Origin of the sequence: Streptomyces sp. NPDC007875 (assembly GCF_042868035.1) — a bacterium.
Taxonomy (GTDB): Bacteria; Actinomycetota; Actinomycetes; order Streptomycetales; family Streptomycetaceae; genus Streptomyces; species Streptomyces antimycoticus.
In genome coordinates this window covers 578,575-602,551 of sequence record NZ_JBIADZ010000001.1, presented here as the reverse complement: position 1 = coordinate 602,551, position 23,977 = coordinate 578,575, and the positions used below count along the sequence as shown (strand labels likewise).

The window sequence follows — 23,977 nt, the reverse complement described above, 5'->3', positions numbered from 1 at the left end:
GTCAGTCGGTGGCGAAGGTGGCGGTGAGCGCGTCCGCCAGGCCCGGCACCAGGCCGGCGCCGGTGAGCACCTCGGTCGGGGAGTCCTTCTCCCGCAGCCGCAGGGCCGACTCGCGCGCGCCGTCCCGCAGCACGGCGACGGTCATCCGGACCTCCTGGCGGTCCGGATGTTCGGCGACCCACTTGGCCAGCTCGGCGTCGGCCAGGCCCTTGGGCACGGAGCTCTCGGCGGACGGCGGCAGCATCTGCCGCTCGACGGTCAGGGCGCAGCCGGCCACGGCGTCGGGCCAGGCGATGGTGGCGAGGAACTCGTCCAGCGGGTCGCCGGAGGGCAGCTCGTCCTGCTCGATGGGGGTCAGGGAGGCGATCTCCTCGCCGCCCTCGTCAAGGCCGAGCTGGGAGGCGAGGCCGGGCTCCTCGGCGCGCAGCCGGGCGGTGTCGACGAGGGCGAAGAGCCGGGCGGGCTGGTCCCAGCCGAGCCCTGAGGCGTACTCGTCAATTTCGAGGACGGCTCGGGTCAGAGGATTCGAGGCCAGCGGGTCGGTGCCGGGGGTTGCGTTGGACATGGTTCATATCGTGCCCTGTTCGGACCCGGAAACGGGAACTGAGTAAAGCCTGAGTAAGTTGCATCAGGTGGGCCCTGGAGTTCAGGGTCCTCAATCGACAGCGAACTTCGAGGTGCGCACCTTGGCTTTCCAGATGCCGGACCGCGGCGGAGGCCCAACGGGGCCGCGGATGAGAGTCGGCCGACCGTCCCGGCGTGCCAGAACCCTGCTCATGACCTTGGGCGTGCTGGCCGTATTGGCCATGCTCTTTGTCATGTTTGCCGGGTTTTGGACGGATTGGCTCTGGTATCGCTCGCTTCATTACTCGTCCGTCTTCAGTACGACCCTGAAGACGAAGATCGGGTTGTTCTTCGTCTTCGGCGTGCTGATGGCCACGGCGGTGGGGATCAACATCTGGCTGGCGCACCGGCTGCGGCCGCCGCTCAGCGCGATGTCCATGGAGCAGCAGAGTCTGGACCGCTACCGGATGGGCATCGCCCCGTTCAAGAAGTGGGTGCTGCTCGCGGTCACCGCCCTGGTCGGGCTGATCGCGGGCGCCTCGGCGGCCGGCCAGTGGCGGATCTGGCTGCTGTGGGTCAATGGAGTGCCGTTCGGCCAGAAGGACCCGCAGTTCCACAAGGACGTGGCCTTCTACGCCTTCGATCTGCCCTGGTACCGCTTCCTGCTGAGCTTCGGCTTCGCGGCCACGGTGCTCTCGCTCATCGCCGCCGCCCTGGTGCACTACCTCTACGGGGGTCTGCGGGTCACCAGCCCCGGCGCCCGCGCGACCGCCGCGGCCACCGGCCATCTGTCGGTGCTGCTGGGTGTCTTCGTCGCGCTCAAGGCGGTGGCGTACTGGCTGGATCGCTACGGCCTCGCGGTGAAGTCCAGCGACTTCAAGGCGACGGGCAACTGGACGGGTCTGCGCTATGTGGACGCCAACGCCTATCTGCCCGCCAAGACGATCCTGTTCTGCATCGCGGCCATCTGCGCGGTGCTCTTCTTCGCGACGCTGTGGCGCCGCACCTGGCAGCTGCCGGTCATCGGCTTCGGGCTGATGGTGCTGTCGGCGATCCTCATCGGCGGGCTCTACCCGGCGATCGTGCAGAAGTTCCAGGTCCAGCCGAACGAGCAGGCCAAGGAGGCGCCGTACATCCAGAAGAACATCGAGGCCACGCGCCAGGCGTACGGCATCGATGACTCCAAGGTGGCGGACTACTCCGGCAAGAACGACAGCGAGGGCAGCGAGAAGCTCCGTAAGGACGCCAATACGACGGCCAGTTACCGGCTGATCGACCCCAGCGTCATCTCGCCGACCTTCCAGCAGCTCCAGCAGGAGCGGAAGTACTACCAGTTCCCCTCGACCCTCGACGTCGACCGCTACAAGGGCGCCGACGGCAAGGACCAGGACACCGTCGTCGGTGTGCGCGAGCTGAACCTCAACGGCATCCCCAAGCGGAACTGGATCAACGACCACTTCACCTACACCCACGGCTACGGCATGGTGGCGGCGAAGGGCACCACGACCGATCCCAACGCGGACCCGGCCGGCTCGCCGGACTTCACCGAGTCCGGGCTGCCCACCAAGAGCTCCAGCGGCGGCGGGGTCGGCACCTACAAGCAGCAGGTCTACTACGGCGAGAAGACCGATCAGTACTCGATAGTCGGTGGCCCCCAGAAGGAGCTCGACTACGAGAAGAACGGTGAGAAGACCACCAGCTACAAGGGCAAGAGCGGGGTCAGCCTTTCCAACCCGGTCAACCGCGCCGCCTACGCGGTGGCGTTCGGCGAGCCCCAGATCCTCTACTCGGGCGCGATCGGCGACGGTTCGCGGATCCTGTACAACCGCACCCCAAAGGAGCGCGTCGAGAAGGTCGCCCCCTGGCTGACCATCGACGGTGACGCCTATCCGGCGGTGGTGGGCGGCCGGATCAAGTGGGTCGTCGACGCCTACACCACGACCAACGGCTATCCGTACGCCTCGCGGACGACCCTGGGCGACAGCACGGCCGACTCGCTGAGCGACGGAGACCGGTCGGTGGTCGCGCAGCAGAACAAGGTCAACTACATCCGCAACTCGGTCAAGGCGACCGTGGACGCCTACGACGGCACGGTCAAGCTCTACGAGTGGGACACCAAGGACCCGGTCCTGAAGACCTGGGAGAAGGCGTTCCCGGGCACGGTCGAGCCCAAGGAGAAGATCAGCAAGGATCTGATGGAGCATCTGCGGTATCCGCAGGACCTCTTCAAGGTCCAGCGCGAGCTGCTGACCCGCTACCACGTCACCGACCCGACGCAGTTCTACAGCGGCAGTGACGCCTGGCAGGTCCCCGAGGACCCGACCCACAAGGACGGGAACGCGGTACCGCCGTACTACCTGAGCATGAAGATGCCCGACCAGAAGGGGCAGACGTTCTCGCTGACGACGACCTTCACCCCCAACGGGCGTCCCAACCTGGGCGCGTTCATGTCGATCGACGCGGATGCCAACAGCAAGGACTACGGCACGATAAGACTGCTGAAGGTCACCTCCAACGTGCCAGGGCCACAGCAGGTGCAGAGCGAGCTCAACGGTGATCCGGAGGTCGCCGAGTTCGTCCGGAATCTCAGAGGCACCGACTCCGACATCGAGTACGGCAATCTGCTCACCGTGCCACTGGACGACGGATTCCTGTATATCGAGCCGGTCTACGCCCGCGGTGGCAGCGCCAACTACCCGCTGCTGAAGAAGGTGGGCGTCTCCTACGGCAAGGAGACCGTCTTCAAGGACACCCTGGGTGAGGCCCTGGACGCCGTCTTCGGCGAGTCGTCCGAGGAGCAGCAGCCACCGGGCGACGGTGGGCAGGAACCGCCGTCGAGCGCCAACCCCACGGTGAAGGAAGCCCTCAAGGACGCCCAGGAGGCGTATCAGGACGGCCAGGACGCGCTCCAGAAGCAGCCGCAGGACTGGGAGGCGTACGGCAGGGCCCAGGACGATCTGAGGGACGCTCTGAACCGCGCGGCCAAGGCGGAGGAGAAGGCGGGCGACAAGCCCGGGCAGAAGCAGAACCAGCCACAGAGCCAGAGCGCCGGTGACGGTTCCGGCAAGAAGGGCGGCTGACCCTCTGACGACCTGCGAGAACGGCCGGGAAGCCGACCCCGCGCACCGTGATACGGTGGTGACACCACAGCGCGGGGTGGAGCAGCTCGGTAGCTCGCTGGGCTCATAACCCAGAGGTCGCAGGTTCAAATCCTGTCCCCGCTACTGACAGACACGGCCCGGATCCGCAAGGATCCGGGCCTTGTTGTGTGTTCTGCGAGCGTCCACTCGGGGAATGCGAATACAAGCGTTTGGGTTGTCTCTCTGTGGGCATGTCGACAAAACGCTGAAGTGACCTCCTCGGCTGCGGTATACCAGGTGTACGCCGGATGCGGGTGATGCCACGATGGGATTTATGGGGGACAGGGTCAGTCTGTTGGAGACAGGGCGTTTTGCGCACACGCACGACGATGCCGAGGAGGAGACCCGGCACCGTCGTGCCGCCGAGGCCGGTGACACCGCCGCGATGAGCGCACTGGGCGCGCTGCTGCTGCGCCGTGGTGACGTCGACGGCGCAGAACCGCATCTGCGGGGAGCCACCGCGGCGGGCGATCGCGCCGCCGCCAACAACCTCGGCGTCCTGCTGCACCAGCGCGGCTACGCCGACGAGGCGGCCGGCTGGTGGCGCATAGCCGCCGTCGCCGGATCCGCCGCCGCGGCCCACGCTCTGGGCCGGCACCACCGTGAGCGGGGCGATGAGCCCGCCGCCGAGTACTGGCTGCGCCAGTCCGCCGAATCCGGCCACACCCTGGGCGCGTACGCGCTGGGCGATCTGCTGGAGCACCGCAGCGACATCGGCGCCGAGCGCTGGTTCCGCACGGCCGCCGAGCGCGGCCACCGCGAGGCCGCGTACCGGCTCGCCCGCATCCTGGACGACCGCGGCGACGAGGGCGACGAGCCGGTGGCCGAGCGCCGCCGCGGCGCCGACGGGACCGGGCGGGAGGAGGCCGAGCAGTGGTACCGGCAGGCCGCCGCACGCGGCCACCGGCGCGCCGCCCTCCACCTCGGCACGCTGCTGGAGAAGCGCGGTGAGACCAAGGAGGCCGGCCGCTGGTACCTGATGTCCGCCAAGGACGGCGAGTCCCGCGCCGCGTGCGCGCTGGGCTTCCTGCTGCGCGACGCGGGCGACACGGACAGCGCGGCGGTCTGGTGGCACCGGGCGGCCCAGGACGGCGACGGCAACGCCGCCAACGCGCTCGGCGCGCTGCACGCCGACCGGGGCGAGACCCAGACCGCCGAGCGCTGGTACCGCGCCGCGCTCGACGCCGGGGACATCAACGGCGCCTACAACCTCGGGCTGCTCTGCGCCGAGCAGGGCCGCACCGCACAGGCCGAGCAGTGGTACCGCCGTGCCGCCTACGCGGGCCACCGCGAGGCCGCCAACGCGGTCGCCGTGATGCTGCTGCAGCGCGGCGACGCGGCGGGCGCCGAGCCGTGGTTCTCCAAGGCGGCCGAGGCGGGCAGCGTCGACGCCGCGTTCAACCTGGGGATCCTGTACGCGGGCCGGGGCGAGGGCCGGGCGGCCCGGCAGTGGTACGAGCGGGCCGCCGCCGCCGGGCACACCGAGGCGGCGCTGCAGGTCGGCCTCGCCCTGCAGCGGGACGGCGACCTCCAGGGCGCCGAGCGCCATCTGCGCTGTGCCGCGGGCGGCGGCAGCGCCGAGGGCGCCTTCCGGCTGGCCGCGCTGCTGGACCGCTCGTCGGTCGGCGGCGATCCGGCGACCGGCACCGGCTTCGGCAGCTCGTCGGGGACGCGCTTCCCGACCCCGCCGCCCGACGACGGCTCCGGGCCGCACGTCCCCGAGTACGAGGAGTGGTACGAGCGCGCCGCGCACCAGGGCCACCGGCGGGCCCAGGTGCGGGTGGGCATGTTCGCGGCCGCGCGCGGCGACGTGGTCGAGGCCGCTCGCTGGTACCGGGCGGCGGCCGAGGCGGGCAGCAGTAACGGCGCGTTCAACCTGGGGCTGCTGCTGGCCCGGGAGGGCAGCGAGCCGGAGGCCGCCCTGTGGTGGACGCGCGCCGCCGAGGCGGGGCACGGCCGGGCCGCGCTGCGGCTCGCGCTGCTCGCGGCCCGCCGCGGGGCTCTCACCGAGGGGCAGCGGTGGTGTGCGCGGGCGGTCGAGTTGGGGCCCGCGGAGGTCGCCGAGCGCGCGGCCCGGCTGCGGGACGCGCTGCAGCAGGAGCTCACGGCGTAGCGGCGCTCGCGTGGAGCAGGAGCCCGCGGTGTAGCAGGCAGCTCACGGCGTAGTCTCCGGGCCGGAACCCCGGCCTGGAGCCACCGGCGGACGTCCCGCCGGTAACCGGTTTGCTCCTGCCGTCCACCCCGGGTTAAGGTTGCAACACAACGACGCGGGGTGGAGCAGCTCGGTAGCTCGCTGGGCTCATAACCCAGAGGTCGCAGGTTCAAATCCTGTCCCCGCTACCAAAACGAAGGGCCCGGATCCTCCAGGATCCGGGCCCTTCGTCTGTCGTGACCGTCTGTCGTGGCCGTCTGTCGCGGTCGCTCTCAGGCCGCGCAGTCTGGGCAGAGACCCCGGTAGGTCACCTCGACCGCGGAGATCGCGAAGCCGTAGCGCTCCTGCGTGGGCAGGTCGGCGAGCAGATCGCCGGAGGGGTGGACATCGCGGATCGTGCCGCACTTCGCGCAGACCAGGTGCTGATGCGCGTGGTGTGCGTTCGGGTCGTAGCGCTTGGCCCTGCCGTCCGTGGTGACCTCGATCACCTCACCGAGCGAGACGAGCTCGCCGAGGGTGTTGTAGACGGTCGCGCGGGAGATCTCGGGCAGTCGCTCGGCCGCCGCCGCGTGGACTTCGTCGGCGGTGTAGTGCACATGGTCTCCGTTGAGGACCTCGGCGACGACACGTCGCTGCGCCGTCAGCCTCCAGCCGCGTCCCCTGAGCCGTTCCAGCAGGTCACTCATGCCATTCACCTATCAGTCAGATAAGGACAAGGGTAGCAGCGAGCGAGTCCTTGACCAGATCGGGTACGACTTTCCAACGCTTCTTGACTTAGACATTGTCCAATGTAGGATCGGGAACAGCCCCAGACCAAGGGACAGAATGCGAGTACGCAGGAGGCGCACGTGACGGTCCAGGACAACATCACTGGTCCGCTGACCACGGAGTCCGGGGCTCCGGTGGCGGACAACCAGAACAGCGAGACGGCGGGCGTCGGCGGTCCGGTCCTCATCCAGGACCAGCACCTGATCGAGAAGCTCGCCCACTTCAACCGCGAGCGGATCCCGGAGCGGATCGTGCACGCCCGCGGAGCCGGTGCGTACGGCACCTTCACCGTGACCGCGGACGTGACCAAGTACACCCGCGCGTCGTTCCTCTCCGAGGTCGGCAAGCAGACCGAGACGTTCCTGCGCTTCTCGACGGTCGCCGGCAACCTCGGCTCGGCGGACGCGGTGCGCGATCCGCGCGGCTTCGCGCTGAAGTTCTACACCGAGGACGGCAATTACGACCTGGTCGGGAACAACACCCCGGTGTTCTTCATCAAGGACGCCATCAAGTTCCCCGACTTCATCCACACCCAGAAGCGCGACCCGTACACCGGCTCGCAGGAGGCGGACAACGTCTGGGACTTCTGGGGGCTCTCGCCCGAGTCCACCCACCAGGTGACCTGGCTGTTCGGCGACCGCGGCATCCCCGCCTCGTACCGGCACATGAACGGCTACGGTTCGCACACCTACCAGTGGAACAACGCCGCGGGCGAGGTCTTCTGGGTGAAGTACCACTTCAAGACCGACCAGGGGATCAAGAGCCTCACCACCGCCGAGGCGGCCGAGACCAGCGGTCTGGACCCGGACAGCCACCAGCGCGATCTGCGCGAGGCCATCGAGCGCGGTGACTTCCCGACCTGGACGGTGCAGGTGCAGATCATGCCGGCGGCCGACGCGGCGAATTACCGCTTCAACCCGTTCGATCTGACCAAGGTCTGGCCGCACGAGGACTACCCGCCGATCGAGATCGGCAAGCTGGAGCTGAACCGCAACCCGCGGAACATCTTCGCCGAGGTCGAGCAGTCGATCTTCTCGCCGGCCCACTTCGTGCCGGGCATCGGCCCGTCCCCGGACAAGATGCTCCAGGGCCGCCTCTTCGCGTACGGCGACGCCCACCGCTACCGCGTCGGCATCAACGCCGACCACCTGCCGGTGAACCGTCCGCACGCGGCCGAGGCGCGCACCTACGGCCGGGACGGCTTCCTGTACGACGGCCGTCACGCGGGCGCGAAGAACTACGAGCCCAACAGCTTCGGCGGCCCGGCCGAGACCGGCCAGGCGCTGTGGCAGCCGTCCCCGGTCTCCGGCCGGACCGGCGACCACGAGGCCCCCTCACACGCCGAGGACGACGACTTCGTCCAGGCGGGCAACCTCTACCGGCTGATGTCGGACGACGAGAAGGAGCGCCTGATCGAGAATCTGGCGCAGTTCATCGCCAAGGTCTCCCGCGATGACATCGCACAGCGGGCGATCGAGAACTTCCGCAAGGCGGACGCCGACTACGGCAAGCGGCTGGAGGCCGCGGTTCAGGCCCTGCGCGGCTGACGGACGCTTGCCGTATCAACCGAAGAGGCCGGACGCCATGGGGCTCCGGCCTCTTCGTGTGCCGGGCGCGGTGTGCCGTAGGCGGGTGTGCCGGATGCGGCGCACCCGATGCGGTGGGCCGGGCGCGAAGTCCGGTTCCGGTTCCGGTGCGCCGGGGCGCCTCAGGCCGGTACGGGCTGGGGGATCGGGGTCCAGCAGCGGATGATGTCGCGCACCGACACCACCCCGACGGGGCCGCCCGCGTCGAGGACGACCAGATGGCGGAAGCCGCCCTGGGTCATCGTGCGGGCCGCCTCGTCCAGCGTCCACCCGGGGGCGGCGAAGACGACATCGGCGGTGGTGTGGTCGTGCGCGGTCTCCTGGTCGGGGTCCTGGCCCGCCCCAACTGAGTTGAGGATGTCGCGCTCGGTGAGAATCCCCAGGCCGCAGGTGTCGGGATCGAGCACGATGGCCGATCCGACCCGGCGTGCGGACATCAACCGGGCGGCCTGACGGAGCGTGTGTGCGGGGCCGATGGTGAGGACCACCGAGCTCATGGCGTCACGGACGTGCATGGGCATGGATGGAGCCACCTCCTTGGTGAACCCATTCGAGAATAGATTCACAAGTTCACAAGGTCCTGGATTCTCATGTTCACATGGCTTGGTGGATCCAACAAGGGCGCGCGGAAGCCGACCTGCCGCTGAGCGCGCCCCGCGCTCCGGTTCACACTCCGGTTCCTCCGGCGCTCATGCCAGTGGGCCCTCAGGGCTCCCCGCAGCCTTGAGGGCCCACCTTGAATTCCCTCAGGACCGCAGATAGTCCAGCATCGCCCCGTGCAGCAGCCCATTGGACGCCGCCGCGTCGCCGCTGTTCGGGCCCGGCACGCCGTCGAGCCCGGTGAAGCGGCCGCCCGCCTCCTGGACGATCACCGCGTTGGCCGCCATGTCCCACAGCGACAATTCCGGTTCGGCGCAGATGTCCACCGAGCCCTCGGCGACCATCATGTACGGCCAGAAGTCGCCGTAGCCACGGGTGCGCCAGCAGGCGCGCGTCAGATCGAGGAAGCCGTCCAGCTTGCCGCGCTCCTCCCAGCCGCTGAGCGAGGAGTACGCGAACGAGGCGTCGGAGAGGTTGTTCACCTTCGAGACCGCCAGCCGTGACGCGGAGGACAGGCTGCGCCCGGTGTACGCACCCAGCCCCTCGGCGGCCCACCAGCGGCGTCCCAGCGCCGGCGCGGAGACCACCCCGACCACCGGGCGGTCGCCGCCCTCACCGCGCTCCATGAGGGCGATCAGGGTGGCCCAGACCGGGACCCCGCGCACGTAGTTCTTGGTGCCGTCGATCGGGTCGATCACCCAGCGCCGCGGGCCGCTGCCCTCGCTGCCGAACTCCTCGCCGAGCACCGCGTCGCGTGGCCGGGCGCGCTGGAGGGAGCTGCGGATCAGCTCCTCGGCCGCCTTGTCGGCCTCGCTCACCGGCGTCATATCGGGTTTTGTCTCGACCTTAAGGTCGAGCGCCTTGAACCGCTCCATGGTGGTCGAGTCGGCGGCGTCGGCGAGGACATGGCCGAGACGCAGGTCATCGTGGTAGTCGGGCATGGCCGAACAGTATCGAGCGGAAAAGACCCGGAGCCACGCGACTCCACATGACCGGGGACGCGGGCCGTACGGGTCGGCCCGTGCGGGGCTCTTGACTTCATCTGGCGGCCCGTCAATTCTGTCGGGCACATGCCGCTGGGAGGCGGCGATGCCCGCTCTGGGAGGCGACGATGCCCGCAGCGCGTGAATCCTTACTCGACGCGGCCTTCGCCGCGCTCGAGGGCCGTCCGTGGCCGAGGGTCAAGATGGCCGAGGTCGCGGCGGCGGCCGGGGTCTCCCGGCAGACCCTCTACAACGAGTTCGGCAGCAAGGAGGGCCTCGCCCGCGCTCTGGTGCGGCGCGAGGCCGACGCGTATCTGAGCGGGGTCGAGCGGGCGCTCTCCGGGGCGTCCGGCGCGGCGGGCCCCAGGGAGCGGCTGGCCGCCGCGGCGGTGTGGACGGTCCGCTCGGCGACCGAGAATCCACTGGTGCGGGCGGTGCTCACGGGCTGCTGGAACGAGCGGCTGCCGACGCCCGTGAGGACGGCGCCGCCCGGCCCGCTGCCCGCGCCGGGCGAGCTGCTCGGCCAGGCACGGGACCGCGCGGTGCGGCTGCTGGCGGGCGACTGGCCGCCCGGTGCGGTCGAGCTGCCCCTGGCCTGCGAGGCGGTCGCCAGGCTGGCCCTGTCGTACGTGGTGACGCCCGCCCCCGCGGCGGATGTGGCCCGTATGGTGCGCACGGTGCTGGCCTGAGCCGACTCGGGCGGCCGGGCTTCAGTGGGCCGAGCCGGAGAGCTGGAGCCCTATCACGCCGATGATCACCAGGCTGATGGAGACGATCTTGAGCATGGAGACGAGATCGTCGAGGAAGATCATGCCGTAGATCGCGGTCCCGGCGGCCCCGATCCCCGTCCACACCGCGTAAGCGGGTCCCACGTCGAGCTTCTTCAGCGACAGCGTCAGGAGCCCGAAACTGCCGAGCGCGAACGCGCAGAACGCGACCGTCGGCCAGAGGCGGGTGAAGCCGTGCGAGAGCTTGAGACAGACGGCGAAGCCCGTTTCGAGAAGCCCGGCGACCACGACCAGCAGCCACGCCATAGACATGCCCTCCCGTGTCGCCGTCGGCTGCCGTCGCCCGGGACGCGCCCGGTCGCCTGACTCCTTGATGCGATTATCCATTTACCGTCCCGGGTGGACGGCAAACACGCTCCCCAAGAGGTGTCCCGCGGATCCTGAGCGCCTATGGTGGGCCGCGCCCCGGACAGGCCCTAGTCGCCCTCCCGCCGCTCCCGGGTCGCCAGCAGCCGTCGCAGGGAGTACAGCCGGGCCGGTTCGGCGTGGCCGTCGGCCACCCACTGGTCCAGCGCGCAGTCCGGCTCGTCGTGGCTGCAGGCGCGCGGGCAGCCCTCGGTGCCCGGCTCCAGGTCCGGGAAGGCGTGGATGACCCGCGCCGGGTCCACATGGTGCAGCCCGAAGGACCGTACGCCCGGGGTGTCGATGACCCACCCCTTGGTGTCCGGCAGGGGCAGCGCGAGCGCGGAGGTGGTGGTGTGGCGGCCGCGGCCGGTGACCGCGTTCACCCGGCCGGTGGCCCGCTGGTGCTCCGGGACCAGCGCGTTCACCAGCGTCGTCTTGCCCACGCCCGAATGGCCGACGAAGACCGTGATCCGGTCCGTCAGCCGTTCCCGTACCCGGTCGGCGGCGTCGCCGTCGGCCAGCTCGTCACGGCTGGTGACGACGAAGGGGATGCCGAGCGGCCCATAGGTCTTCAGCATCTCCTCGGCGGGCGCCAGATCGGACTTGGTGAGCACGAGCAGCGGCTCGAGCCCCGCGTCGAAGGCGGCCACCAGACACCGGTCGATCAGGCGCGGGCGCGGTTCCGGATCGGCCAGGGCGGTCACGATCGCGAGCTGGTCGGCGTTGGCGACCACGACCCGCTCGTACGGATCGTCGTCGTCGGCGGTCCGGCGCAGGACGGAGGTGCGCTGCTCGACCCGTACGATCCGGGCGAGCGTGTCCTTGTCGCCGGAGAGATCCCCGACGACCGCGACCCGGTCGCCGACGACGACGCCCTTACGGCCGAGCTCGCGGGCCTTCATGGCGGTGATGGTGCGGTCCTCGACCAGGACCGTGAGCCGGCCGCGGTCGATCGTCAGTACGAACCCCTCGGCGGCGTCCTCGTGCTTGGGGCGGATGTTGGTGCGCGGCCGGTTGCCCTTGCGGTTGGGGCGGACCCGAACGTCATCCTCGTCGGTGTGCTTGCCGTAGCGGCGCATGAGTCCAGGCTCTCAGGATCTCCGCGCCGAGGTCGTCGTCGCGTCGAGCATCCCGGACCACAGGCCGGGGAAGTCGGGAAGGGTCTTGGCGGTGGTGGCCACGTTCTCGACCAGTACACCGTCGACGGCGAGGCCGAGTACCGCGGCGGCGGTGGCCAGCCGGTGGTCCTCGTAGGTGTGGAAGATCCCGCCGTGCAACGGCCGCGGGCGGATCCGCAGTCCGTCCTCGGTCTCGGCGACGTCCCCGCCGAGCTCGTTGATCTCCTTGGCGAGGGCGGCGAGCCGGTCGGTCTCATGGAGCCGCAGATGCGCGATGCCGCGCAGCACCGACTCGGAGTCGGCCAGCGCCGCGACCGCCGCGATCACCGGGGTGAGTTCGCCGACCTCGTGCAGATCGGCGTCGATCCCGGTGATCCGGCCGGTCCCGGTGAAGGTCAGCCCGGCGTCGGTGAGCTCGTAGGAACCGCCCATCTCGGTGAAGATCCGGCGCAGTTCGTCCCCGGGCTGGGTGGTGCGCTCCGGCCAGTCCGGGATGGTCACCCGGCCGCCGGTGACCAGGGCGGCGGCCAGGAACGGCGCCGCGTTGGACAGATCGGGCTCGACGACCAGGTCGCGGCCGAGCAGCGCGCTCGGCGCCACCCGCCAGACGCCCCGCTCGCCGCCCGCCTCCGCGGTGTCCACCCGCGCGCCCGCCGCGCGCAGCATGTCGACGGTCATCCGGATGTGTGGCAGGGAGGGCAGCGCGGCGCCGATGTGGCGCACCTCGACGCCCTGGTTGAAGCGCGGCGCGGACAGCAGCAGGGCGCTCACGAACTGGGAGGACGACGAGGCGTCGATGCGGACCGGGCCGCCGTCCAGCGCCCCGCCGCCGTGCACGGTCATCGGCAGCGCGCCGCGGCCGTCGTCGTCGATGCGGGCGCCGAGGGCGCGCAGCGCGTCGATCACGCCGTGCAGCGGGCGCTCATGGGAGCGGGGGTCGCCGTCGAAGTGGACGGGGCCGTCGGCCAGGGCCGCGACCGGCGGCAGGAAGCGCATCACGGTGCCGGCGTTGCCGACGTCGATGGTGGCCGGGCCGTGCAGCCCCGCCGGGATGACCCGCCATGCCTCTCCGCCGCCGGAGGGGCCGCCCGAGCCGAGGGCGCCGTCGGACACCGTCTCCTCGATCCCGACGCCCATGGCGCGCAGCGCGGCGGCCATCAGGAGGGTGTCGCGGGAGCGGAGCGGGCGGCGCAGCCAGCCGGGTTCGGCGGCGAGCGCGGCCAGGATCAGACCGCGGTTGGTAACCGACTTGGATCCGGGCACGGTGACGGTCGCGTCCACCGCTCCATCGGCGGTCGGAGCGGGCCAGAGGGCGGTGTGGTCGCCCGGGGAGGTCTCAATGCCGGTCATGGGTCTCACTTTAGTGGTTCGCCCGGAGTGCCAATCTTGATCGAAAGTGGCGAAACCCAGTCGAAACACGGCGCTGCTACCGGGCGCGGAGGGCGACGCAGTATGCGCCGGGCGCGGCGCGCCGGACGCGCGTACGGGTCACAGCCCCAGCAGCCAGCGCCCGCCGGCGAGCAGCGAACACAGCGAGACCACGTGGAAGAGCAGCAGCCAGGCACCGGCCGGAATGCCCGTCAGCCGGGCCAGTTGGTCGGGGTCGGAGTCGTACGCGCCCCCGTGCCGGCGCTTGCGCTGGAGCTCGAAGGGCGGACGCACACCGCCCAGGAGGAGGAACCAGACCACGGCATACGCGAACCCCGCCTGGACGTCCGGCCCGGTCAGCCAGGAGACGAGGAAGAAGGCGGCCCCGCTGATGACGACCGTAAGGACGCCATACGCGTTGCGGATCATCACCAGCATCGCGACCAGCAGCGCCGTCGTCCCCCACAGCAGCAAGGTGATGTGGTTCGCCGCCAGCAGCCAGGCACCGCCGAGGCCCAGCAGGGAGGGGGCGGTGTAGCCGGACGCCGCCGTGAGGATCATGCCCAGGCCCGTGGGCTTGCCGCGGGAGACGGTCAGCCCCGAGGTGTCCGAGTGCAGCCGTATGCCGTCCAGCCGCCGCCCGCTGAGCAGGGCCACCAGGGCGTGGCCGCCCTCGTGGGCGATCGTGACGGCGTTACGGGCTATTCGCCAGGCGGTACGGAAGACGACGACCGCGAGCGCGACCACACCGGTGGAGACGACCAGCCAGGTGGTGGGGTCGGCCTGGGCGCCGGTCACTCGGTCCCACAGATCGGCGGCGTTCGTTGCGTCCATGTGCGGGCGGCTCCTCGCGTCGGTAGGGGTCGTGGCAGTGTGGCACCTATGTGCGGTCGATACGCAGCGAGCCGGAGGCCGGAGGATCTCGTCGGGCTCTTCGGAGTGGAGAAGTGGGAACCGGAGGAGACTCTGGCGCCGGACTGGAACGTCGCGCCCACCAAGGACGTGTACGCGGTGCTCGAACGCCCTCTCAAAGACGCCGACGAGCCGCGCCCGGTTCGCCAGCTCAGGACGCTGAAGTGGGGGCTCGTGCCCTCCTGGGCGAAGTCGCCCGAGGGCGGCGCGAAGATGATCAACGCACGGGCCGAGACCGTGCACGAGAAGCCCTCCTACCGGCGCCCGTTCGCCTCCCGGCGCTGCATCCTGCCCGCCGACGGCTACTACGAGTGGGTCACCGCGGCGCAGGAGCGGCAGCTCGAGGAGAAGGGCAAGCGCAAGCGGCCCCGCAAGCAGCCGTACTTCGTGACCCCGGTGGACGGCTCGGTGATGGCCATGGCCGGGCTGTACGAGTTCTGGCGGGACCGGACGCTGCCGGACGATCATCCGCGGTCGTGGTGGGTGACCTGCACGGTGATCACGACCGAGGCGGACAAGGAGCCCTTCGGTGGCGTGGGCCATGACGAGGGGCCGCGGTCGCTCGCCGAGATCCATCCGCGGATGCCGCTGGTGCTCACCCAGGACCGCTGGGCCTCCTGGCTGGATCCCGCCCGCACCGACCCCGACGACCTGCTGCCGCTGCTGGCGCCACCGCCCTCCGGGCTGCTGCGGGCCTACCCGGTGGCGACCGGGGTGAGTGATGTCCGTAACAACGGTCCCGAGCTGCTGAAGGAGCTCGAGGCCCCGGAGGAGGGCACGCTGTTCTGATGGCCGCCGAGAAGACGGAAACGCCCGAGGTGACGACCGAGACGGTGCCGACCCCGGCCGGGGACGCCCGGATCACCTGGCACCACGCGCCCGGCGCCCGTGCCCTGCTCGCCGCGAGCCACGGCGCCGGCGGGGGCATCGAGGCGCGCGACCTGCGCGCGCTGGCCGGGGCGCTCCCCGGGCGCGGGGTGAGCGTCGCGCTGGTCGAGCAGCCGTGGCGGGTGGCGGGCAAGAAGATCGCGCCCGCGCCCTCGACCCTGGACACCGGATGGCGCGCCCTGTGGCCCGCGCTGGAGAAGGCAGGGCTGCCGATCGTGGCGGGCGGCCGCAGCGCCGGGGCGCGGGTGGCCTGCCGGACCGGCCGGGAGCTGGGCGCGAAGGCCGTGCTGGCGCTGTCGTTCCCGCTGCACTCACCGGGCAAGCCGGAGCGCTCCCGGGCCGATGAGCTGCTGGCCACGGGGGTGCCGACGCTGATCGTCCAGGGCGGCCGGGACCCCTTCGGGCGGCCGGAGGAGTTCCCGGAGCTGCCCGCGGAGATGGAGCTCGTGACGGTGCCGTACGGCGATCACGTCTTCGGCCTGCCGAAATCGGCGGACCTCGACGAGCCGGCGGCGCTCGCCCTGATCACCGGCGCCGTCGCCGACTGGCTGCCGCGCGCCCTGGCCTGACCTGTGCGGGCCGCGGGAGCCGGGGCCGGGCGCCGGGCGCGGGAATGCGACGGACGGGTCCCGTGTTGTTAAGGGTCGTTGGTACTCACCGTGTAAGAGGCACTGATACGCGGAATACGAGGAAAGGGAGTTCCCCGCATGGGTTCGCTTGCTTGCCCGGCCCGTCCGCACGGCGCTGACCTCGACTGGTCGCAGCTGCAGGCGGCACAGGCTGTGAAGATCGGAGCGGCGGGCGCACCGGATCGTCGTCTATTCTCCGATTCGAGCGGGTCCACATCCGGACCCGACGCGAAGCTGGAGGAGGTGGGTCAGGTCACTGGGACCGACGCAGGGACCGACGGCGTTACCGAGGGAGAGCCGGTCGAGCGGTCGCAGGAGACGTCCTCGGAGCGCAACGCGCGCTTTGAGCGGGACGCCCTTGCCTTCCTGGACCAGATGTACTCGGCCGCGCTGCGGATGACGCGGAACCCGGCCGACGCCGAGGACCTGGTGCAGGAGATGTACGCCAAGGCGTACGGGTCCTTCCACCAGTTCCGCGAGGGCACCAACCTCAAGGCGTGGCTGTACCGCATCCTGACCAACACCTTCATCAACTCGTACCGCAAGAAGCAGCGGGAGCCCCAGCGCAGCGCGGCCGAGGAGATCGAGGACTGGCAGCTCGCGCGCGCCGAGTCGCATATGTCGACCGGTCTTCGTTCTGCCGAGTCGCAGGCCCTCGACCACCTGCCCGACTCCGATGTCAAGGCGGCCCTTCAGGCCATCCCCGAGGAGTTCCGCATCGCGGTCTATCTCGCGGACGTCGAGGGCTTTGCCTACAAGGAGATCGCGGACATCATGGGTACACCCATCGGTACGGTGATGTCCCGACTGCACCGTGGGCGCCGCCAGCTGCGCGATCTGCTGGAGGACTACGCCCGTGGGCGCGGGCTGGTCCCCGCGGGCGCGGCCGCCGGGGCGGACGAGTCGCACGATCGGAAAGGCGCGGACTCATGAGCTGCGGAGAGCCGCATGAGACGGACTGCTCCGAGGTTCTCGATCACCTCTACGAGTTCCTCGATCACGAGATGCCGGACGGCGACTGCGCCAAGTTCGAGGTGCATTTCGACGAGTGCTCTCCGTGCCTGGAGAAGTACGGCCTCGAGAAGGCCGTGAAGAAGCTCGTGGCGCGGTGCTGCGGCCAGGACGACGTGCCCAGCGACCTCCGCTCGAAGGTCATGGGGCGGATCGAGCTGATCCGCTCCGGGCAGATGGTGCCCGAGCGTGAGGTCACCGCGGAGACGAACGCTCCTACCACCGCCCAGGAGTGACCCCCGGCCTCGTGCGCCGGTGGATCGTCGCTCGATGACCGTTCGTCGATCGGGTGCGTTGAACGACTGCCCGTCGACCGTCCTTCGATTGACCGTCCGCTGATCTTCTATCGGCCGGGTGATCCTCAACGAGCCGGGCGGGTTCCCGGCCCCACCTTCGGTGATCAGATCATCACTCGAAGGGGTGTAATCGGACAGTCCCTCCGATCTCATCCGCCCCAGTCCGGCCTAAGCTCCCCAACCACCTGACCCGCCTCGTCCATGAGGGGCGGCGCCAACGGACGTGGATGGGGAGGAGGACACCGTGCGGGCACTTCCCCACGGGGCGCGCGCCTATGTCCTGTGCGCCGTGCTCGCCGGGGGGCTCTGCGCCGCCCCGGCCGTACGGCCCGGAGCGGCCGTCCCCTGGGCCACGGCCGCCCTGCTCGCCGTGGTGCACGCGGTGGGCTCCAGGGTCCGCGCCCGCTGGCCCGAATGGTGCAGCCCCGTCCTTCTGGCCGGGGCTTTTCTGCTGCCGCCCGCCGCCGCGGCGCTGGTCGCCGTGCCCGGTGCGCTGCTCGCCCGCGTCGAGCGGCCCCCGGCCGGGGCGCGGCGGGCCTGGCGCGCCGCACGGCTCTCGCTGGCCGTCTGGGCCGCCTCGTGCGCCTTCGCGGCTCTGGGCGGCCCTCGGGCCCTCGGCGCCCTGTGGGCGCTCGGCGGCGGCGCTCAGGACCCCGCTGCACAGGTCCCCGCCGCCCAGGCACCCGGTACGCCCGGCTTCGCGTACGCCCTGGCGGCCGCCGTGGCCGCCGCGCTCGTCCTGGGGCTGACCGCCACCGCCCTGGAGGGCGGGGTGCTGGTGACCGCCGAGCGCCACTCCCTGCGCGCCGCCTGGTGCGGCCGGCTGCCCGGCGCGCTCGCCCCGTATCTGGTGCACGGGCCCGCCGCGCTCGCCATGGCGGTGCTCTGGCGCAGCCCTTACGGACCGGCGGCCGCCCTCCTGGTGCTGCTGCCGATGTACGTCTGCGCCTGCGGGTTCGTGCTCTACCGCCGCGAGAGCGCCGCCCATCAGGCCACCATCCGGGCCCTGGTCCAGGCGGTCGACATCAAGGACCGCTACACCCGGGGCCACAGCGAGCGCGTCGGCCGGGCCTCCGCGATGATCGCCCGCGAGCTGGGCATGAGCGGCGACCGGCTGGAGGCGGTGCGGATCGCGGGCATCCTCCACGACGTGGGCAAGCTCGGCGTGCCCACCCGGCTGCTGCGGAAGAACGGTCCGCTCACCCCCGATGAGCGCCGGGTGATCGAACTCCACCCCGAGTACGGCGACGAGATGGTGCGCGGCATCGGCTTCCTGGGCGAGGCGCGGGCCGCGATCCTCCACCACCATGAGCGGCTGGACGGCAGCGGCTATCCGTACGGGCTCGCCGGGGCGCAGATCCCCGAGTTCGCCCGGGTGGTCGCGGTGGCGGACGCCTTCGACGCGATGACCTCGACGCGTACGTACCGCAGGGCCCGGCCGGTGGACACGGCCGTGGAGGAGCTGAAGCGGTGTGCGGGATCGCAGTTCGACCCCCGGATGGTGCGGGCCCTCAGCACCGCCCTGGACCGCCACGGCTGGCATGCGGCGGTCACCGCGGACGCCCCCGAGAAGCGCGGAAACGTCCCGCCAGACCCCCTGAGCCCGCCGCTGGAGCTGCCGCCGCTGGTACGCGCGGCGGCCTCCGGCCCGGCGGACGCCTCCGAGCCCCGCCCCGGCCGCGGCGGCCCTGGCGGTGCGCCATGAGCCCCACCCAGGACCCGCCCACCGAGCCCGGCCCGGACGGCCCGGACCGGGACCCCCGGCCCGCCCGGCGCCCGCGCCGCACCGCTCCGGACGGCCCCGCCTCCGGGGCGGCCCCGGCACGGGCCGGGGGAGCGCTCGTGCCGCCGGCTACGCCGGACGCGGCGGATGCCCCGGGTGCGCTGGATGCCCCGGGTGTGCCGGGTGTGCCGGATGCGCCGGGTGCCCAGGGTGCGCTGGACGCGGCGGGTGCCCCGGGTGCCCCGGGCGCGTTGGACGCCTCGGGTGTCCCGGACGTCCCGGGACCGGGACCCTCGGACGGAGGCGAGGCCCGCGGCACGACCCGCCCCGGGCCGCGCGACCGGGACGAGAGCGCGGCCCAGTGGCCGTCCAGGGCGGCCTGCCCCGCCCCGGCACCGGCCGCACCCCGCCTCCCGAACGCCCTCCGCGGCAGCCTCGACCGGCTCGCGGAACGACACGACCGAGCCCTCCACCGCGCCCGCCGACAGCAAGGCGAGACCGCCCCCGCCCGTGAGGAGGCCCGGCCCACGGCCGCCGACGACGGCGGTGGTCCGGCCGCGGACCGCGAGGAGGGCCGCGGTACGGGCGTCCCCAAGGAGGGCCGCGGTACGGGCGTTCCCAAGGGGGGCCGGGACGAGAACGTCCACAAGGAGGGCCGGGGCGAGAAGGTCCGCCGGCAGGGCCAGGGTGCGGGCGTCCCCGAGGGAGACCAGGGCGCAGGCGCCCGCCGGGCGAGCCGTGACGCAGGCGTTCGCGGGGAGGGCCGCGGCGTAGGCGTCCCCGAGGGAGGCGGGGGCGCGGGCGGTCCCGAGGAAGGCCGTGGCGCGGCCGTCCGTAAGGGAGACCAGGGCGCAGGCGTCCGCGAAGAGGGCCGGAGCGCGGGTGTCCGTAGGGGCGGCGTGGGCGTCGTCCGTAAGGGCGGTGCGGGCGTCCGCCGGGTGGGCCGCGGCGTGGGTGTCCGTAAGGGCGGCGTGGGCGTCCGCCGGGTGGGCCGCGGCGCGGGTGTCCGTAAGCGAAGCCGGGGTGCGGGCTCCCGCGAACGGGGCGTGGGCGCCCGGGGCCGAGGGCGGCAGCGCATATCGGGGGGCCGTCACGCCGGCCTTACCGTCGTCGCCGTCTACGGCGCGGCCGGGGCGCTTGCCGTGGTTGCGCTGGTGTGGACCGAGTGGCACGGGGTGCGGCAGCCGGAGGCGGCGCTCGCCTTCGGGGCGCTCATCGCCGTAGGGGAGGCGATCCGGTGCGTGGAGGCACCGCCCGCGCTTCCGGGGGGCAGCGGGGTGCCCGATCCGCGTGGTGAGCCCGCGCCCGTCGCCGCCGCGGGCGCGCTCGCCTACGCCCTGCTCGGGCGGCTCGGCGGGGAGCCCACCACACACGGTGTCCTCCAGGTGGTCACCGTCGTCGTGGCCGGCTCCCTGGCCGGGCTGGTGGCGCCGCTGGCGCTCGGCTGCCCGGTGGACCCCGGCCACACCGCCCGCCGGGTGCTGACCGTCGCGTTCGCCGCCGTCTGCTTCCAACCGCTGCACCGGACCGGCCTCTTGGCCTCCTGGTTCGGCCACAGCCCGTATCTCGTCGGCTATTTGCTCGCCCTGCTGGCCCTGACCGCCCTGTGCGACGCCGTCCTGGCCGCCGCACTCGCCCGCGCCCGTACCGGCTGGCCTTACGGACCGCTGCTCCGCGACGAGCTGCGGTCGCTGCCCGGCGTGGCGGCGGCGGTCTGCGCGACCGCGGTGGTGATGCCGCTCACCGTGGCCGTCGCCGGGCTGTGGCCGGTGCCGGTGCTGGCGGTGCCGCTGCTGCTGATCCAGTACTCCTACCGCCGCTACGCGGGGATACGGGCCACCTACCGCCAGACCATCGCCTCCCTGGCCCGGTCGACCGAGATAGCCGGATACACCCCGACGGGCCACGCCCGTGAGGTAGCCGCGCTCAGCCGGGCGGTCGGCCGTGAGCTGGGGCTCTCCGAGCCCCGGCTGACCGTGCTGGAATACGCGGCACTGATGCACGACATCGGCCAGCTGTCGCTGCTGGACCCGGTGCCCGCCGGGGCCACCGAGCCGCTGCCCGCCGCCGAGCAGCGCAAAATCGCGCTGCTCGGCGGCGCTGTGGTCCGCCAGACCGGGGTACCCGCCGAGGTGGCACAGGTCGTGGAGCGCCAGGCGGACCCGTACCGCGAGCAGCCGCTCGCCGCGCGTATCGTGCGCGCGGTGAACGCGTATACCGAGCTGGTCAGCGGGCCCGGGGCCGAAGGGGCGGCCGGGGCGGCCGCCCTGCGCGCCCTGGAGCGGCTGCGGCTGGCCACGGCGCGCGACTTCGATCCCGTAGTGGTCGAGACGCTCGCCGCGGTGCTGTCGCGCCAGGTGTACGGCCGGCCCCGGTGAGAACTCGCCGGTAATAAGCGGGGCTCCCGAGGGGCATGGTTGGATGCGAGGAGAGGGGTGCCAGGCCGAATGGCCGGTGGCAAGGAGGTGTGGAGGGCTTCGCATCCCGGCCGGAGGGTGAGGGGCCGGGCTGAGATGTCCGCGAATGTGTGGCAGGTTGTCTTCGAGGGAGGGCGACGCCGTCCGCGAAGGCATCTGGTACGGGACGACTTCGATACCGGCAGGCGGGAATCGTGAAGATCTTCGGCAAGGTACGGCACCGGCCGTCCGCCTCATGGCGGCAGGCCACGGACCGTGCGTTCACGCTCATCGGCGACGGCCGGTACGAGGACGCGGGAGCGCTGCTGACCCGCGCCGCCGACCTGGAGCCGTGGCTGTCGGAGTCCTGGTTCAACCTGGCGCTGCTGCACAAGTTCCGGCACGACTGGGAGCAGGCGCGGGCCGCGGGGCTGCGGGCGGTCGCGCTGCTGGACCGTGAGACGGGCGCTCCGGACTGGTGGAACGTGGGAATCGCGGCCACCGCGCTGCAGGACTGGCCGCTGGCCCGCCGCGCCTGGCAGGCGTACGGGCTGAAGGTGCCCGGAGAGGCGTCCGCGTCCGGGGAGCCGCTCGGCATGGAGCTGGGCAGCGCGGCGGTGCGGCTGTCCCCGGAGGGCGAGGCCGAGGTCGTCTGGGGCCGCCGGCTGGACCCGGCCCGGATCGAGGTGCTGTCCATCCCGCTGCCGTCCTCCGGGCGGCGCTGGGGCGAGGTGGTGCTCCACGACGGCGTACCGCACGGTGAGCGCGTGACCTCCGCGGGCCCTTCGTACCCGGTCTTCGACGAGATCGAGCTGTGGGCGCCGTCCCCGGTGCCGACCTGGGTGGTGCTGCTGGAGGCGGCCACCGAGGCCGACCGGGACGCCCTGGAGCGGCTCGCGGCCGACGCGGGCTTCGCGGCCGAGGACTGGTCGTCGTCGGTGCGGCTGCTGTGCCGCTCCTGCTCGGAGAGCCGGATGCCCAGCGACGAGGGCGAGGGCGAGCATCTGGACCCGCACGACCACAGCGAACCGGGCCACCCCGGGCCGCTGGGCCACCGTATGGCGGGCTCGGGCTCGCTGTGGGTCCCCGAGCGCGAATGCGGGATCGCGGCGCCCGGCGGGCTGGTGCGGGGGCTGCTGGACGGCTGGGTCGCCGACAGTCCGGACACCCGCGAGTGGCGGGACTTGGAAGAGGTCTGCTGACCGCCTGGCGGATCGTGCCGCCTGCGGCGGACTGTTCCCCTCCCCGCCCCTTCCCGCAACTGGGGCTCCGCCCCAGGCCCCGGGGCGGGCGGGCCGGTGTCCGGTCGTCCACCGTGCTGGCGTGCCGACCGCGATCAGTCTGCTGGTGCGGGCAGTCGCGGTGACGACGGCCGGTTCCCTGCCTCCCGGGAGCCGGGGGCGAAGTGAAACCGGTGCTGCGCTCCAGACCCCGGAAGGGGCTGTTCCCCTCCCGCCCCTTCCCGCAACTGGGGCTCCGCCCCAGGCCCCGGGCCGGGTGGGCCGGTGTCCGGTCGTCCACCGTGCTGGCGTGCCGACCGCGATCAGTCTGCTGGTGCGGGCAGTCGCGGCGACGACGGCCGGTTCCCCGCCCCCGGGAGCCGGGGGCGAAGTGAAACCGGTGCTCCGCCCCAGACCCCGGTCGGACGACCCGGACGTGCGCGGGTGGTGCCGACCGCGATCAGCCCGCCGGTGCGGGTGTTCACGGCGGCGACGGTCGGCTCATCGCCCCCCAGGGGGCCAGGGGCGAAGCCCTTGGCAGCGGGAAGGGGCGGGAAGGGGGGAGACCCCACCGGACGCCCCCTGGCCGGCCTGTACGCCCCACCAGGGCCCGTGGAAGCCCGCTCACAGCGGGTAACCACACCGCGCCCCGCCGCGTCGTGCCCGTACCCTGTAGGGCGACGCATCACGGTTGAGGGAAGGCACACGGCGGACGATGTCGCAGCAAGGGACGAAACAGCAGGTGGTCGACGATTTCATCGTGGACACGGAGGACTGCGAGGAGCGTGAGCGGGCCTTCCGCGAGCGCGGCACCGCCCGCCCGATCACCGTTTACGGCAACCCGGTCCTGCACAAGGAGTGCCGGGACGTGACCGTGTTCGACGAGGAGCTGGCGCGGCTCGTCGACGACATGTTCGCCAGCCAGCGGGCGGCGGAAGGCGTGGGCCTGGCCGCCAACCAGATCGGTGTCGACCTCAAGGTCTTCGTCTACGACTGCATGGACGACGAGGGCGTTCGCCATGTGGGCGTGGTGTGCAACCCGGTGCTGGAGGAGCTGCCCGCCGACCGCCGGGTGCTGGACGACTCCAATGAGGGCTGTCTGTCGGTCCCCACGGCCTACATGGAGCTGGCCCGCCCCGACTACGCGGTGGTGCGCGGCCAGGATCTCGACGGCGAGCCGATCGCGGTGCGCGGCACCGGCTACTTCGCGCGCTGTCTGCAGCACGAGACCGACCACCTGTACGGCTACCTGTACATCGACCGGCTCTCCAAGCGCGACCGTAAGGATGTGCTGAAGCAGATGGCCGAGGGCACCGCCCGCTATGAGACGGTGCCCAACGACTGAGTGTGCCGTACCTCACCGGGCGGGGGGGGGCCCCCCCGGGGGGGGCCCCCCCCCGGGGGGGGGGGCCCCCGGGGGGGGGGGGGCGCGGCGCCCCCCCCCCCCGGGGGGGGGGGGGGGGGGGGGGCGGAGTCTGGTGTTGGGAGGA

At 72.0% G+C, this 23,977-nt stretch carries 20 protein-coding genes and 2 tRNA genes; 14 read left to right on the top strand and 8 right to left on the bottom strand.

Annotation, left to right across the window (positions count from 1 at the left end; genetic code table 11):
- Position 1: 1 nt before the first annotated feature.
- Entirely contained in the window at positions 2-565 is a 564-nt protein-coding gene (locus tag ACFYOY_RS02565; RefSeq protein WP_351879875.1) for a PPA1309 family protein, read from the bottom strand.
- Positions 566-698: 133 nt separating this feature from the next.
- Here ACFYOY_RS02565 and ACFYOY_RS02560 point away from each other — a divergent pair, with 133 nt between their 5' ends.
- The 4 genes from ACFYOY_RS02560 to ACFYOY_RS02545 all read left to right on the top strand — a co-directional run bounded on the left by ACFYOY_RS02560 (position 699) and on the right by ACFYOY_RS02545 (position 6,047).
- A complete protein-coding gene (locus ACFYOY_RS02560; RefSeq protein ID WP_351880973.1) occupies positions 699-3,644 on the top strand; it encodes a UPF0182 family protein in 2,946 nt (981 codons plus the stop codon).
- A gap of 70 nt (positions 3,645-3,714) precedes the next feature.
- Positions 3,715-3,788 (top strand) — tRNA-Met (locus ACFYOY_RS02555).
- A gap of 181 nt (positions 3,789-3,969) precedes the next feature.
- A complete protein-coding gene (locus ACFYOY_RS02550; RefSeq protein ID WP_351879878.1) occupies positions 3,970-5,817 on the top strand; it encodes a tetratricopeptide repeat protein in 1,848 nt (615 codons plus the stop codon).
- Between the two features lie 153 nt (positions 5,818-5,970).
- Positions 5,971-6,047 (top strand) — tRNA-Met (locus tag ACFYOY_RS02545).
- Positions 6,048-6,128: 81 nt separating this feature from the next.
- On the opposite strand, the gene ACFYOY_RS02540 is transcribed toward ACFYOY_RS02545, so the two are convergent.
- Entirely contained in the window at positions 6,129-6,542 is a 414-nt protein-coding gene (locus tag ACFYOY_RS02540) for a Fur family transcriptional regulator (protein ID WP_351879881.1), read from the bottom strand.
- Positions 6,543-6,704: 162 nt separating this feature from the next.
- Between ACFYOY_RS02540 and ACFYOY_RS02535 the strand changes: the two genes are divergently transcribed.
- Complete coding sequence (locus tag ACFYOY_RS02535) at positions 6,705-8,171, top strand: catalase (protein WP_351879883.1); 1,467 nt, start codon at positions 6,705-6,707, stop codon at positions 8,169-8,171.
- A 161-nt stretch (positions 8,172-8,332) separates the two neighbouring features.
- Here ACFYOY_RS02535 and ACFYOY_RS02530 read toward each other — a convergent pair whose 3' ends face one another.
- A complete protein-coding gene (locus ACFYOY_RS02530; RefSeq protein WP_351880976.1) occupies positions 8,333-8,725 on the bottom strand; it encodes a CBS domain-containing protein in 393 nt (130 codons plus the stop codon).
- A 231-nt stretch (positions 8,726-8,956) separates the two neighbouring features.
- Complete coding sequence (gene hisN / locus ACFYOY_RS02525; protein ID WP_351879886.1) at positions 8,957-9,751, bottom strand: histidinol-phosphatase; 795 nt, start codon at positions 9,749-9,751, stop codon at positions 8,957-8,959.
- A gap of 170 nt (positions 9,752-9,921) precedes the next feature.
- Between hisN and ACFYOY_RS02520 the strand changes: the two genes are divergently transcribed.
- Entirely contained in the window at positions 9,922-10,482 is a 561-nt protein-coding gene (locus ACFYOY_RS02520) for a TetR/AcrR family transcriptional regulator (RefSeq protein WP_388584324.1), read from the top strand.
- A 21-nt stretch (positions 10,483-10,503) separates the two neighbouring features.
- Here ACFYOY_RS02520 and ACFYOY_RS02515 read toward each other — a convergent pair whose 3' ends face one another.
- From ACFYOY_RS02515 to ACFYOY_RS02500, 4 genes are all read right to left on the bottom strand, one after another.
- Positions 10,504-10,827, bottom strand: a complete 324-nt coding sequence (locus ACFYOY_RS02515; protein WP_014054781.1) for a multidrug efflux SMR transporter — start codon at positions 10,825-10,827, stop codon at positions 10,504-10,506.
- Positions 10,828-10,997: 170 nt separating this feature from the next.
- Positions 10,998-12,005: a ribosome small subunit-dependent GTPase A gene (rsgA, locus tag ACFYOY_RS02510; RefSeq protein ID WP_388584321.1), complete on the bottom strand. Its 1,008-nt coding sequence runs from the start codon at positions 12,003-12,005 to the stop codon at positions 10,998-11,000.
- A gap of 12 nt (positions 12,006-12,017) precedes the next feature.
- Entirely contained in the window at positions 12,018-13,394 is a 1,377-nt protein-coding gene (gene aroA / locus ACFYOY_RS02505; protein WP_208518188.1) for a 3-phosphoshikimate 1-carboxyvinyltransferase, read from the bottom strand.
- A 138-nt stretch (positions 13,395-13,532) separates the two neighbouring features.
- The gene (locus ACFYOY_RS02500) at positions 13,533-14,246 is read right to left on the bottom strand and encodes a M50 family metallopeptidase (RefSeq protein ID WP_351879895.1); all 714 of its coding nucleotides are present in this window, start codon (positions 14,244-14,246) and stop codon (positions 13,533-13,535) included.
- Between the two features lie 48 nt (positions 14,247-14,294).
- Here ACFYOY_RS02500 and ACFYOY_RS02495 point away from each other — a divergent pair, with 48 nt between their 5' ends.
- The 8 genes from ACFYOY_RS02495 (at position 14,295) to def (ending at position 23,832) form a co-directional block, all read left to right on the top strand.
- Positions 14,295-15,113, top strand: coding sequence for an SOS response-associated peptidase (locus tag ACFYOY_RS02495; RefSeq protein WP_351879898.1), 819 nt, complete (start codon positions 14,295-14,297; stop codon positions 15,111-15,113).
- Positions 15,113-15,781, top strand: coding sequence for an alpha/beta family hydrolase (locus ACFYOY_RS02490; protein ID WP_351879901.1), 669 nt, complete (start codon positions 15,113-15,115; stop codon positions 15,779-15,781). Before ACFYOY_RS02495 ends, ACFYOY_RS02490 begins: the two co-directional genes overlap by 1 nt.
- A 303-nt stretch (positions 15,782-16,084) precedes the next feature.
- Positions 16,085-16,774 carry a sigma-70 family RNA polymerase sigma factor gene (locus ACFYOY_RS02485; RefSeq protein ID WP_043235475.1) on the top strand — a complete coding sequence of 230 codons (690 nt, stop codon included), beginning with the start codon at positions 16,085-16,087 and terminating at the stop codon, positions 16,772-16,774.
- Complete coding sequence (rsrA, locus tag ACFYOY_RS02480; RefSeq protein ID WP_351879904.1) at positions 16,771-17,088, top strand: mycothiol system anti-sigma-R factor; 318 nt, start codon at positions 16,771-16,773, stop codon at positions 17,086-17,088. The genes ACFYOY_RS02485 and rsrA overlap by 4 nt, the downstream gene beginning before the upstream one ends.
- Positions 17,089-17,392: 304 nt before the next feature.
- Positions 17,393-18,853 (top strand): HD-GYP domain-containing protein, encoded by a 1,461-nt coding sequence (locus ACFYOY_RS02475; protein WP_388584316.1) that lies wholly within the window; start codon positions 17,393-17,395, stop codon positions 18,851-18,853.
- Between the two features lie 1,094 nt (positions 18,854-19,947).
- Complete coding sequence (locus ACFYOY_RS02470) at positions 19,948-21,249, top strand: HD-GYP domain-containing protein (RefSeq protein WP_388584585.1); 1,302 nt, start codon at positions 19,948-19,950, stop codon at positions 21,247-21,249.
- Positions 21,250-21,482: 233 nt separating this feature from the next.
- Positions 21,483-22,469, top strand: coding sequence for a hypothetical protein (locus ACFYOY_RS02465; protein WP_014054791.1), 987 nt, complete (start codon positions 21,483-21,485; stop codon positions 22,467-22,469).
- A 733-nt stretch (positions 22,470-23,202) separates the two neighbouring features.
- The gene (gene def / locus ACFYOY_RS02460) at positions 23,203-23,832 is read left to right on the top strand and encodes a peptide deformylase (RefSeq protein ID WP_059147799.1); all 630 of its coding nucleotides are present in this window, start codon (positions 23,203-23,205) and stop codon (positions 23,830-23,832) included.
- The last annotated feature ends 145 nt before the right edge of the window (positions 23,833-23,977 follow it).